Source organism: Bacillus cereus group sp. MG20 (assembly GCF_040459885.1).
Classification (GTDB): Bacteria; Bacillota; Bacilli; order Bacillales; family Bacillaceae_G; genus Bacillus_A; species Bacillus_A cereus.
Genome location: NZ_JARVHF010000001.1, coordinates 4,239,905 through 4,252,651 on the forward strand (window position 1 = coordinate 4,239,905; position 12,747 = coordinate 4,252,651).

Genomic DNA, 12,747 nt, shown 5'->3' on the forward strand with positions numbered 1-12,747 from the left:
GTGCTCATTTAGAGGTATTCTCGTAATAGTGACGGTTATGATAAAAGATTACAGTAAGGGGCTATAACTGTATTGTAATCAAATTGAATGAAATGACTGGGGGAAGAAAAATGAGAGTGAAAGAGCAATTGTTAACTTTGAGAGCGTATGTGCCTGGGAAAAACATTGAAGAAGTAAAAAGGGAATATGGATTATCGAAAATTGTGAAATTAGCATCGAACGAAAATCCATTCGGTTGCTCAGCGCGTGTGACAGAAGCATTAACTTCTTTAGCGAGCCAATATGCCCTTTATCCAGATGGATATGCCTTTGAACTTCGGACAAAAGTAGCGAAACATTTAGGTGTAAAAGCAGAACAACTACTATTTGGTAGTGGATTAGATGAAGTCATTCAAATGATTAGCCGAGCGTTACTACATGAAGGAACAAACGTTGTAATGGCGAATCCTACGTTTTCACAATATCATCACCATGCTGTTATTGAAGGAGCAGAAGTTCGTGAAGTATCACTTAAAGACGGTATTCACGATTTAGATGCAATGCTAGAGCAAGTAGATGATAAAACGAAAATTGTATGGATTTGTAATCCGAATAATCCGACAGGTACATATGTTGAGAAACAAAAATTACTTTCATTTTTAGAATCAGTTCCTAAGTCGGCTCTCGTTATTATGGACGAAGCATATTATGAATACGCGGAAGCAGAAGACTATCCGCAAACATTGCCACTTCTTGAAAAGTATGAAAATCTTATGGTTTTACGCACGTTTTCAAAAGCATATGGTTTAGCTGCTTTTCGTATCGGATATGCGATTGGGGATGCGAAGTTAATCGGACAGCTAGAAGTAGCGAGGTTACCATTCAATACATCAACTGTAGCGCAATCTGTAGCACTCGCTGCATTAGAAGATCAAGCCTTTTTACAAGATTGTGTGAAAAAGAATGCTGAAGGTCTAAATCAGTATTATGCATTTTGTAAAGAATATAACGTATTCTATTATCCATCTCAAACAAATTTCATTTTCTTAAAACTTGGTATACCAGGTAATGAAGCTTTCGAACGATTAATGAAAAAAGGATATATCGTTCGTTCTGGTGCTGCATTTGGTATCGATGATGGTATTCGTATTACTGTCGGTTTGAAAGAAGAAAATGATGAAATTATAGAGTTGCTGAAAGAGCTTGTAAATGAGCAAGTACAGAAAGAAGAAACATATTCTTAAGAGATTGTGAAGGCTCCTATTATAGGAGCCTTTTTTATCGTATTAAAAATAAAGGTTGAAGACTGGCAATTAAGTTGTTCTGTAAATCACGGTTTGTATGGCTTGATAATTAGTGAGAGAAGTTATTTGCACGGTCATAAAAGAAAGCGGTACAATAGAAGATGATGATAAGGTATCGGTGTCATATCCGAACCTTTTGAACAATTACCTACTCTGTAAGAAGAAGTATAAGAAGAAGCATGCTCATTCTAAAGGTTGCGTTCTAACAGTGAGTTGCTTATGATAAATGAACAGAAGAGAATATTTTTTAGAATTAAAGGAGACGTTTATGCAAAAGTTTGAACAAGCTGTTTCATATATTGAAAATGGTGAAGCGGAAAAAGGATTACAATTATTAAAAGAACAATTAAAAATTGCAAATGATGAAGAGAAGTATGATATCGCTCGTTACTATCATACACTTGGATTTACAGATGAGGCATTAGCGATTACTGAAGACTTACGTTTACTGTATCCGGAAGAAAGTGAATTCACTGTATTTTTAGCAGAATTATATATTGATTTAGATAAAGAAGATGAAGCGATTGAAGTACTTCATGATATTCCAGAAAATGACGATTTATATGTTCAATCTTTATTACTTGTTGCAGATTTATTCCAAATGCAAGGTTTTGATGATGTAGCAGAGCAAAAACTATTAAAGGCAAAAGAAATGATGCCTGATGAACCTGTTATTACGTTTGGGTTAGCAGAATTATATAGTAGTAAAGGTGAAGAACAAAAGGCAATTACTTATTATGAATCGCTATTAGCTGAACATAAAGTAATGGGTGGTGTTGTGATCGCACTTCGCCTTGCAGAAACGTTAAGTGCGATTGGAAACTGGGAAGAGGCGATTTCTTATTATGAAGCAGGCCTAGAGGAACAAAAAGATATTCACTCATTATTTGGATATGCCTTCACATTATACCAAGGTGAAGAATATCAGAGAGCAATCGGTGCTTGGCAAGAACTAAAAGAATTAGACCCTGAGTACGCATCACTGTACATGTATTTAGCGAAAAGCTATGAAAAAGAAGGAATGCTTCAAGAAAGCTATGAAACGCTTCATGAAGGAATTAAAGTAGATGAGCTTTCAGTTCCGTTTTATGTAGAGTTAGCGAACATTGCGGCGAAATTAGGAAAAATAGTAGAAGCAGAGGAAGTTCTTCAAAAAGCACTTGAGTTAGACCCAGGGCATTTAGGCGCAACATTAAAATATGCGTATATCTTAAAAGGACAAGAAAAGTACGAAGAGTTAATTGCAATTGTAGAGCGTGCTATTGATAGTGGAGAACCAGATACACAACTACTTTGGGACCTTGCGTATGCAAAAAAACAATTAGAAATGTATTCGGATGCATTAAAACACTATGAAAGTGCATATACTTCTTTTAAGAATCATCCAGACTTCTTAGAAGAATACGGTTATTTCTTATTGGAAGAAGGAAAGCGAAAAGAGGCGAAAGAAGTATTTACCCAGTTATTACAACTAGACCCGACACAAATTCATATTGAAGAGTTGTTATATAATTTAGAGGATTTTTCATAAGTTGGAAGGAAACTGAATGCCGCTTCTTGAATCTAAAAAGAAAAGAGAAAGACAGAGGAGGGACTTAATTGCTATGAATACCCCTGTTTCTGTAAACGAGAAGAAGGATTTTGTAAAATGGTTTTTGAATAATTACCAACTGAAACAGCGTGAATGTGTATGGATTCTGAATTATTTAATGAGTCACGACCAATTGATGCATAAAGTCCACTTCGTAGAGCATGCAAAATATTGTCCGCGTGGCTTAGTGATGTCAGCGAATTGTGTGAAAGACACACCGTTTCACTTTTTTAAACAAAATGTTATGACAACAGATGCTGAAAAATCGTTTCATGATATTCGTTTAAATCGAGATGAGGATATTTATATTCAACTCAACTTTAAATCATCGTTTCAAAATGCGAATTATGTAGCTGTATTAGAAGAAAACCCATATCTACCAAAGCATATTGAAGTAAATGAAAAAGATCGTTTACTTGCAGAAAGGTTTTTGGAAGAAAGTGTATTTTCATTTAGGAGAGAACGCCTTTTGAAACAAATTGATGAAGCGTTAGATAAGCAAGATAAGGAAGCGTTTCATAGATTAACGGCCGAGTTAAAGACTTTATAGAATTTATTTGGATTAATAAATTTTTACAAATTTCAGACTTTCACCAAGAAAAACTACCTATATTGGGTAGTTTTTCTTTTTTTACCTCTTTTAGTATGGTTTAATATATATAAAGTGAAAGTTCTGTCATTTGCAAGTGAAGGAGGGAAGGAATTTGAAGTGGAGTGTAAAAGATGTGGAACAGTTTGAACAAGCAAGAGAGTATGTTGATACAGGAGTAATACCGCTTTTATCAATTTCGGCAGCACAAGAAATGAAAATGGTTGTAGAACAAGGTGAATTTATCGAATTGTTGAGCACGGAATTGGAAAGAGAGTATAAAGGAAGAGTGCTTTTACTACCTGCGTTTACGTATTTGGTAGAAAGTCAAAAGAATGAAAAAGGTCGTTTGCAAGAATGGACAAATCATTTACGAAGCGAAGGTTTTAAGCATATTGCTTATGTTACAAGTGATTTTTCATGGAAAGAGGATATGCAAGAGTTACAGGGAGATTTATTTTGGTTTCCTTCATTAGCATTAGAACAATTTAGTGATCAAGCAAAAAGAGAAGTTATTCATGCGCATATAAAAAATATAATGGTGATGTTGGAAGAGAAGTGGGGAAACTCGCAATAAACAGAAAGTTCTTATTATTATGAGTAGTATGATATTGACCTGTGCATGAGCGTATTATATCATGATAGTGTCCTAGTTTTTATTTTTTATATAATTTATCACGAGGGGACAATTTCTGATAGAGGGGGGAAATTTTCGTGAGCGAGAAAGAACATCGCGTGTCAAGAAGACAATTTTTAAATTACACACTCACAGGGGTAGGAGGCTTTATGGCTGCCGGTATTTTAATGCCGATGACGCGATTTGCGCTTGATCCGGTGTTAAGAAAAGAAGCCGGAACAGATATGGTTGCTGTTGCGCAAGTAAAGGATATTACAACAGAGCCGAAGCGTTTCGATTTTAAAGTGAAACAGGTTGATGGTTGGTACAAGTCTGAAGAACCAAAATCGGCTTGGGTTCATAAAGATGAAAGCGGAGACATTGTTGCGTTCTCTCCAGTATGTAAACATTTAGGATGTACAGTTAACTGGAATTCGGACAAAGCACATCCGAATCAATTCTTTTGTCCATGTCACGGGGGTCGTTATACAAAAGATGGGATGAACATTAAAGGTACGCCACCCCTTGCTCCGCTGGATGTGTACGAGTCTAAAGTGAAAGATGGAACGCTGTATCTAGGAAAAGCGAAGCCAAGAGGGGGTGCAAAGTAGATGTTAAATAAAATTTATGATTGGGTAGATGAAAGATTAGATATTACACCGATATGGCGTGATATCGCTGATCATGAAGTACCTGAACATGTAAACCCGGCACATCACTTTTCTGCATTCGTCTATTGCTTTGGAGGACTTACCTTTTTCGTTACTGTAATTCAAATTTTATCTGGAATGTTTTTGACGATGTATTATGTGCCTGATATTAAAAATGCTTGGGAATCAGTTTACTATTTACAAAATGAAGTTGCTTATGGGCAAATTGTTCGTGGTATGCACCACTGGGGTGCTAGTCTCGTAATTGTAATGATGTTTTTACATACACTCAGAGTTTTCTTCCAAGGTGCGTATAAAAAGCCCCGTGAGTTAAACTGGATTGTTGGTGTTCTTATTTTCTTTGTTATGTTAGGTCTTGGTTTTACCGGATATTTATTACCGTGGGATATGAAAGCTTTATTTGCTACAAAAGTAGGGATTCAAATTGCAGAGCAAACACCGCTCATTGGTCCTTATATTAAAACATTACTCGCTGGTCATTCCGAAATTGTTGGCGCTCAAACATTAACTCGCTTCTTTGCTATTCACGTCTTCTTCTTACCAGCAGCACTTCTAGGTTTAATGGCCTTCCACTTCATCATGATTCGCAAACAAGGTATTTCCGGTCCACTATAAGAGATTGCTAAATTAAAGGGGAAAGAACTAAAGGAGGGAGATTATGCATCGCGGCAAAGGGATGAAGTTTGTAGGAGATTCTCGGGTACCGGTAGCTCGGAAACCAAATATTCCAAAAGACTATTCTGAATACCCAGGGAAAACAGAAGCATTTTGGCCGAACTTCTTGTTAAAAGAATGGATGGTTGGTGCAGTTTTTTTAATCGGTTATTTATGTTTAACAGTGGCGCATCCGTCGCCGCTTGAGAGAATGGCGGATCCAACAGATGCTGGATATATACCACTTCCAGATTGGTATTTCTTATTCTTGTATCAGTTATTAAAGTATTCTTATGCTTCCGGTTCATTTACTGTAATTGGAGCGTTTATTATGCCAGGGATTGCGTTTGGTGCATTACTGTTAGCTCCATTTCTTGATCGAGGTCCAGAAAGACGTCCATTGAAGCGTCCTGTAGCAACTGGATTTATGCTTTTAGCAATTGCATCGATTATCTTTTTAACTTGGGAATCTGTAGCACACCACGACTGGGAAGCTGCAAAGAAACAAGGAGCAATTGTAAAAACCGCGCCAGTTGATAAAAATGATGATGGCTATAAATTAATGCAAAAAAATACTTGTTTAACATGTCATGGTGACAACTTACAGGGCGGGGCGGCAGCACCAGCACTGCAAAACTTAACTTTAAAGCCAGAAGAAATTGCTAAAATTGCGAAAGATGGAAAAGGTTCCATGCCTAAAGGTGTATTTAAAGGTACAGATGAGGAACTGAAGAAGCTTTCGGAATTCGTTGCAAAGTATAATAAAAAATAATAAAAAGCTGACTACAAAATTTGTAGTCAGCTTTTCTATTTAGTTGGATGAAGTTTGTTATAATAGAGTAGGATTTAGTGAATGAATTACTTTGCTTGAAAGGTGTTGGACATACAGATTGGTGTACTTGTATGCAATGTTAAGACAACGCTCGGTATTATTATTTTTATTGGTTGTTAACATATTAGGTACAATTTACGGGTTTATATGGTACGGAAATCAACTGAAAGAAACGTCACCTATATTTTGGCCGTTTGTACCAGATAGTCCTATGGCGAGTCTCTTTTTTGTCTTTGTTTTAATTGCTTTTTTGACAAAGAGAAACTGGGGATTAATAGAAGCGCTAGCGATTGTTACTTTAATAAAATATGGTATTTGGGCTGTTGTTGTAAATGCGATTATGATTTACGTAAAAGGTCCTATTGGCCTTATGGGCTACATGTTAATGCTTTCGCACTTTGCGATGGCAGTGCAAGGTGTTTTATATGCTCCATTTTACCGTATAAAAAAATGGCATTTTATAGTAGCGGGTGTATGGACGTTGCATAACGATGCAATTGATTATTTATTTTGGCAAATGCCACGATATGGAATTATGCATTTGTTTGTAGAGGAAATTGGTTATTTTACGTTTTGGTTAAGCGTTGCTGTACTATGTATTACATATTATTGTTGCTTACGTGAGCACAGGAAACAATTTTCTTTATGATGGTTAGAACATTTAGGGGGAGAACATGGAGAAAAATAAGAGTGGTACAAAAATATTGGATCGATTGATTACTTTAGTTGTTTCATATAGCATAGCATTTTCTATTTTTGCACTCGCAACAACGGCAGTTGTGTATGGAAAATGGCTGTATTATTTTGAAATTGATTTTTTAAATATTCCTGATTTAGCGGATATGACGAAGGATGAAATTAAAAGAAATTACGATGTGCTTATTACATATTTATCCCCGTTTTATGACGGAGCATTACATTTGCCAACATTAGATATGTCTACAAATGGCCGTATTCATTTTGTAGATGTTAAAAATATTTTAGTAAAGATTCAATATGTGATGTATGCGACAATTATGATTGCAGTGATAGGTGGAATTTATTTATTAAAAAAGAAAAATGAAAAGTTTTTACTGCACGGATCGATTTTAACAATCATTTTTCCGATAGCGCTTATGTTACCAATCGCTATTAATTTTGAAAAGAGCTTTGTATTATTCCATAAGCTTTTATTCAGTAATGATTATTGGATGTTTGATATTGAAACGGATCCAGTTATATTAATGCTACCAGAGGAGTTCTTTATGCATGCTGCGTGTGCTATTTTATTATTCATTTTAGGTGGTAGTATACTTTGTTATAGCTTATATAGATATTTCGTAAAAAAGAAAAGGATGTCAAAGAAAAAATTCTCTGCTTAAAGAGAATTTTTTCTTTGTAAAACGATAATATATTTTTCGGTTCAGTTCTGTTCTATTCTTGTCCCAATTAACATATTTTGTACTAGTAGTTATAGGGGGGACCGGGATGAAGAGAACATTAATTGGATTGATAGCATTTCTAATTATAATGTTTCCGTTACGTATATATGCTGAAGAGTGGAATGAGCTAACAGGGTTGTTAGACGACTCGTTACAGTTAGTGAAGCGTAATGAAGATGAAAAAGCGGTACAAGTATTACAACTTTTCTCAGAGCAATTTTTAATGAAGGGGAATGAAAAGAAGCATGAAGTAACACCAGATCAAGTTAGAGTTATTTCTTTAGCTTACGACAAGGCGCAGCAATCGCTCTCTGAAGAAGGTTTAGGTAAGCAAGCTAAAATGGATAATGTGTTGGCATTACAACTTGCTGTTGATGCACAAGTATCGAAATATCAACCACTTTGGATGGAAAGAGAAAGGAAAGTAATGGATGCCTTTTCTCAAATGGAAAAAGCGATGGAAAAAGAAGATGCTGGGCAGTTTCAACAAACATTAAATACATTTTTAAATGAATTCAATATTATTTATCCAAGTTTAATGATTGCTTTGCCAGAAAACGAGGTACAGCGTGTAAATGTTCATTTATCTTATTTGGATGAATTTCGTAACGTTATGTTAAAAACGAAAGGTGGCCAAATGCAATTAGGGATTATTAAAGGGGATTTGCAAAAGATATTTCACACAGTAAAAAAGGATGAAATTGCACCTTCTCTCATTTGGTTTATGACAATTACTGGGGGACTTATTTTATTCACATTAACTTATGTTGGATGGAGAAAGTATAAAGGAGAGAGAGAAAAAAGAAAAAGTAATGTGCATTCTAAAAATAGATAATGTAATAAGTAAAGATATGGATTGTAAGGTTTATTCATTGACAATAGTGGCAGAAGAAAATAGAATGAGAAGTACTATAATTAAAACTTCAATGGAGGTTCATGATGTTTTATTTAATTTACTTCGCGATCATAATGATCATACCGTTGTATGCACAGTCAAGAGTACGAAGTGCCTATAGCAAGTATTCACAAGTTTATTCAACATCAGGTATGACAGGAGCGGAAGTGGCTCGAAAAATTTTAGATGAAAATGGATTATACAATGTAGCTGTGGAAGAAACACCAGGTCATTTATCAGACCATTATGATCCAACGGCCAAGACGGTTCGATTATCAACAGATAACTATTATGGACATTCAGTTGCTGGTACAGCAGTGGCAGCACATGAAGTAGGACACGCAATTCAAGATGCGCAAGATTATAACTTTATGCGTATTCGTCATTCGTTAGTTCCTGTGGCGAATTTTGGATCGAATATATCATGGGTATTTATTATGATTGGTATATTTGCGACAATGTCGAAACTATTGTTATTAGGAATTATTTTAATGGCTGCAGGTGTTGTGTTCCAACTTGTTACATTACCAGTTGAGTTCGATGCTTCAAAGCGTGCAATGCAACAAATTGAAGCGTTAGGTATCGTATCAACAGATGAATATGGCCAAGCTCGTAAAGTATTAAATGCAGCAGCATTAACATATGTAGCAGCTGCAGCTGTAGCGGTATTTGAATTATTACGTCTCGTATTAATGTATACTGGTATGCAGCGTAGCGACGACTAAAGACTATCAATTTTGATAGTCTTTTTTTGTTGTGTGGATTGAATTATATAATGTATTACAAATAGAAATAATAGAAGTAATGCGGAAAGGCGGTGGGGGAAATGAAATATCCAGACCATTTAGTAAAACAAGTGAAAGAGCGTAGTGCTCCTTATCAACTAGAAGGTTTTTTAAGTGGACAAGGTCCTGAAAATCCCAAATTTATGTTGTTAGGAGAAGCGCCTGGTGAAACAGAAATTCATAATGGGATTCCGTTTAGCGGGAGGTCGGGAAAACAATTAATGGGTTTTTTAGAGCGTATTCACGTTACGAGGGAAGAAGTATATATTACGAGCGCTGTTCGGAGTAGACCTTATAAATGGCGAGAGAAAAAAGAACGAAATGGTGAAAGCATACAAAAAAAGTATAATAGAACGCCAAATCAAGGAGAAATAGTTGCCCATGCGCCTTTGTTAGATTATGAATTAGAGAAAATAAATCCGAGGCTTATCGTCACGCTTGGAAATATTGGTCTTCAACGTTTAACAGGAAAAAATAAAAAAATCACAGATGTACACGGGCAATTATTAAAACAGCCCATTCAAAAATTAAAGGATATGCAAAGTGCAGAGTTTACATGGTCAGAGAATGAATATCATGTTTTTCCAACTTTTCATCCAGCTTCCATTTTTTATAATCGGAGTTTATTGGAGCTTATTTATGAGGATTTGGAGAAGCTTAAAAGACTTGTAATAAAAAACTAGAAAAGCTAAGGCGCTTTTCTAGTTACATTTAATTATGTAAAGGGTTTTTATTTTCATCTAACGTAAATCCTTCACCAACTACATCATGTACATCACTTACAGCGACAAATGCATGAGGATCTACTGAAGTAATAATATTCTTTAATTTCACGATTTCATTTTTAGCAACAACGCAATACAGTACGTTACGTTCCACTTTTGTATACGATCCAACAGCCTTTAAAAAGGTTGCTCCGCGCTCCATTTCAGATAAAATTTTGGCAGCAATTTCATCGTTTTTCTCTGAGATAATAGTCGCTCCTTTGGCGGCATAGGCTCCTTCTTGCATAAAATCAATGACTTTAGCCCCGATAAAAACAGCAACTAACGTATACATACCCTCGCGGTATGATAAATAGGTAAGAATAGAGACGACGATAACGACAGCATCGAACATAAACATCGTTTTACCCATACTCCAGCCAACATATTTGTGAGCTAGTCGTGCGATAATATCTACACCGCCAGTAGTCCCGCCATATTTAAATATTATCCCAAGGCCGATACCGATAAATGCCCCGGCGAATAAAGCTGCGAGTGTCATATCATTTTGCAAGTTTAAATGTAAGTTGAGCACTTCGTAACGCTGGAAAATCCATAGAAATAAAGATACGCTAAATGTGCCGATTAATGTATATAAAAATGTCGTTCTGCCAAGTAACCTCCAACCAATAAAAAATATAGGGATATTTAAAATTAAGTTTGAGTAGGAAGGATCAAACTTAAATAAAAAATACAATAATAGTGTAATACCAGTAAACCCACCTTCTGCAAGGTGGTTTTCAATATTGATATTGACAATACCGAAAGAAAATATAGCGGAACCGATTAAAATAAAAATAATATTTCGCATCTTCAATTTTGATGTCATATAGAAATCCCCCTAATTATGTAATGATTACATTGCTCCGCTGAAACGGTAAAACATAATAATAAGTAATTTCTAGTTGCTAGTGAAAATAGTAAGAACTCGATTAGTATGGGCTAATCTTTTGCAAAAAGCGCAAAAGAAAGTTTCACTTTATTATAGTCTATCCAAAAAAGGGTCGCAAATAGGTGTTTGGCGGGGAATAATATTTGTCAAATCGCGATGAATTGGCTAACATGAAAGAGGAAGGATTAGAGGTGAATAGTATGGAAGCAAAAACGATGAAAGATATGCAGAAAGAAGTAGATGCATATATTGGTCAGTTTAAAGAAGGTTATTTCAGTCCGCTTGCAATGATGGCTCGTTTAACGGAAGAAATGGGAGAGCTTGCGAGAGAGGTAAATCATTATTATGGTGAGAAACCGAAGAAAACAACTGAAAAAGAAAGAAGTATTGAAGAAGAGCTTGGAGATGTATTATTTGTTATGATTTGTATGGCAAATAGTTTAAATATTGATTTAGAGACAGCACATAACATTGTAATGAATAAATTTAATACACGTGATAAAGATCGCTGGACACGTATTGATGAGGGAGAGAAAGAATAATGAAAGAAATTAAAGTAATTATCGCCGGACCAAGAGGACGTATGGGACATGAAGCAGTCCTTCTTATGGAAAGAACGGAACATTTTAATTTAGTAGCAGCAGTGGATTATAAGCATGGTGGTGAGAAGATTTCTGATTTACCTGGCATGCCAGCATTACATGCACCGATTTACGCTGATTTACATACTTGTTTAGATGAAGTAGAAGCAGATGTGTTGTTAGATTTAACAACACCAGAAGTTGGGAAACAACACGTTACACTTGCAGTTGAGCGTGGACTTCGTTCTGTTATTGGTACAACTGGATTTACAGAAGAAGAATTGGCACATTTAACAGAGAATGCAAAAGAAAAAGCAGTAGGAACAATTATTGCTCCAAACTTTGCAATTGGTGCAGTTCTTATGATGAAATTCTCACAAATGGCAGCGAAATATTTCCAAGATGTTGAGGTAATTGAATTACATCATGATCAAAAATTAGACGCACCATCTGGTACAGCTGTAAAAACGGTAGAATTAATTCGTCAAAATCGTGAATCAAAGCAGCAAGGTCATCCAAATGAAGTAGAGCAACTAGCAGGTGCACGTGGTGCAAATGTAGACGGTATTCACATTCATAGTGTACGTTTGCCAGGGCTTATTGCACACCAAGAAGTAATGTTTGGTGGAGATGGACAAATGTTAACAGTTCGTCATGATTCATTCAATCGTGCATCATTTATGTCAGGTGTAAAACTATCAATTGAGACAGTAATGAACCTTGATCATCTTGTGTACGGTTTAGAAAATATTATCGACTAAAGGGGAGACAACGGATGAAAATTGCCTTAATCGCACATGACAAAAAGAAAAATGATATGGTTTCGTTTGCATACGCATATAAACCAATTTTTGAGCAACATGAATTATTTGCAACAGGAACGACAGGGCTTCGTATTATGGAAGCGACTGGATTAGTTGTAACAAGATATCAATCTGGCCCTCTTGGTGGAGATCAAGAAATTGGTGCAATGATTGCAAAAAACGATTTAGATATGGTGATTTTCTTCCGCGATCCATTAACAGCACAGCCGCATGAACCGGATGTGAATGCATTGCTTCGTTTATGTGATGTATATGCGATTCCACTTGCAACGAATATGGCAAGTGCTGAAATGTTGATGCACGCATTAGAGCGAGGAGATTTAGATTATCGTAAGTTAAGAAAATGAGG

General features: G+C 35.7%; 16 protein-coding genes. 15 read left to right on the forward strand and 1 reads right to left on the reverse strand.

The window, feature by feature from the left end; translation table 11 throughout:
* Positions 1–110: 110 nt before the first annotated feature.
* From hisC to QCI81_RS21875, 12 genes are all read left to right on the forward strand, one after another.
* Positions 111–1,223, forward strand: coding sequence for a histidinol-phosphate transaminase (gene hisC, locus QCI81_RS21820; RefSeq protein ID WP_001264033.1), 1,113 nt, complete (start codon positions 111–113; stop codon positions 1,221–1,223).
* A gap of 328 nt (positions 1,224–1,551) precedes the next feature.
* Complete coding sequence (locus QCI81_RS21825) at positions 1,552–2,814, forward strand: tetratricopeptide repeat protein (protein ID WP_001168673.1); 1,263 nt, start codon at positions 1,552–1,554, stop codon at positions 2,812–2,814.
* A 73-nt stretch (positions 2,815–2,887) separates the two neighbouring features.
* The gene (locus tag QCI81_RS21830) at positions 2,888–3,424 is read left to right on the forward strand and encodes a ReoY family proteolytic degradation factor (protein ID WP_001095925.1); all 537 of its coding nucleotides are present in this window, start codon (positions 2,888–2,890) and stop codon (positions 3,422–3,424) included.
* Between the two features lie 154 nt (positions 3,425–3,578).
* Positions 3,579–4,040: a YpiF family protein gene (locus QCI81_RS21835; protein WP_000872171.1), complete on the forward strand. Its 462-nt coding sequence runs from the start codon at positions 3,579–3,581 to the stop codon at positions 4,038–4,040.
* 137 nt (positions 4,041–4,177) lie between these two features.
* Positions 4,178–4,690, forward strand: a complete 513-nt coding sequence (gene qcrA / locus QCI81_RS21840) for a menaquinol-cytochrome c reductase iron-sulfur subunit (RefSeq protein WP_001290420.1) — start codon at positions 4,178–4,180, stop codon at positions 4,688–4,690.
* On the forward strand, positions 4,691–5,365 hold the full coding sequence (qcrB, locus tag QCI81_RS21845; RefSeq protein WP_000932700.1) for a menaquinol-cytochrome c reductase cytochrome b subunit: 675 nt from the start codon (positions 4,691–4,693) through the stop codon (positions 5,363–5,365).
* 43 nt (positions 5,366–5,408) lie between these two features.
* Positions 5,409–6,176, forward strand: coding sequence for a menaquinol-cytochrome c reductase cytochrome b/c subunit (qcrC, locus tag QCI81_RS21850; protein WP_000554601.1), 768 nt, complete (start codon positions 5,409–5,411; stop codon positions 6,174–6,176).
* Positions 6,177–6,294: 118 nt separating this feature from the next.
* Entirely contained in the window at positions 6,295–6,885 is a 591-nt protein-coding gene (gene lhaT, locus QCI81_RS21855) for a lipoprotein heptaprenylglyceryl N-acetyltransferase LhaT (protein ID WP_000262838.1), read from the forward strand.
* A 25-nt stretch (positions 6,886–6,910) separates the two neighbouring features.
* The gene (lit, locus tag QCI81_RS21860; RefSeq protein WP_000414374.1) at positions 6,911–7,597 is read left to right on the forward strand and encodes a lipoprotein intramolecular transacylase Lit; all 687 of its coding nucleotides are present in this window, start codon (positions 6,911–6,913) and stop codon (positions 7,595–7,597) included.
* A gap of 106 nt (positions 7,598–7,703) precedes the next feature.
* A complete protein-coding gene (gene ypjB, locus QCI81_RS21865) occupies positions 7,704–8,492 on the forward strand; it encodes a sporulation protein YpjB (protein WP_000831589.1) in 789 nt (262 codons plus the stop codon).
* A 101-nt stretch (positions 8,493–8,593) separates the two neighbouring features.
* Positions 8,594–9,277 carry a zinc metallopeptidase gene (locus QCI81_RS21870; RefSeq protein ID WP_011109966.1) on the forward strand — a complete coding sequence of 228 codons (684 nt, stop codon included), beginning with the start codon at positions 8,594–8,596 and terminating at the stop codon, positions 9,275–9,277.
* 101 nt (positions 9,278–9,378) lie between these two features.
* Positions 9,379–10,020 (forward strand): uracil-DNA glycosylase, encoded by a 642-nt coding sequence (locus QCI81_RS21875; protein ID WP_000876861.1) that lies wholly within the window; start codon positions 9,379–9,381, stop codon positions 10,018–10,020.
* A 28-nt stretch (positions 10,021–10,048) separates the two neighbouring features.
* Here QCI81_RS21875 and QCI81_RS21880 read toward each other — a convergent pair whose 3' ends face one another.
* Complete coding sequence (locus QCI81_RS21880) at positions 10,049–10,930, reverse strand: YitT family protein (RefSeq protein WP_000202121.1); 882 nt, start codon at positions 10,928–10,930, stop codon at positions 10,049–10,051.
* Positions 10,931–11,193: 263 nt separating this feature from the next.
* On the opposite strand from QCI81_RS21880, the gene QCI81_RS21885 reads away from it, so the two are divergent.
* Genes QCI81_RS21885 through mgsA form a run of 3 tightly spaced genes read left to right on the forward strand, consistent with a single transcriptional unit; the run spans position 11,194 to position 12,745 of the window.
* Positions 11,194–11,535, forward strand: a complete 342-nt coding sequence (locus QCI81_RS21885) for a nucleotide pyrophosphohydrolase (protein ID WP_002108639.1) — start codon at positions 11,194–11,196, stop codon at positions 11,533–11,535.
* A complete protein-coding gene (gene dapB / locus QCI81_RS21890; protein WP_000658808.1) occupies positions 11,535–12,335 on the forward strand; it encodes a dihydrodipicolinate reductase in 801 nt (266 codons plus the stop codon). Before QCI81_RS21885 ends, dapB begins: the two co-directional genes overlap by 1 nt.
* Before the next feature lie 14 nt (positions 12,336–12,349).
* Positions 12,350–12,745, forward strand: coding sequence for a methylglyoxal synthase (gene mgsA / locus QCI81_RS21895; protein ID WP_000684765.1), 396 nt, complete (start codon positions 12,350–12,352; stop codon positions 12,743–12,745).
* Positions 12,746–12,747 lie beyond the last annotated feature (2 nt).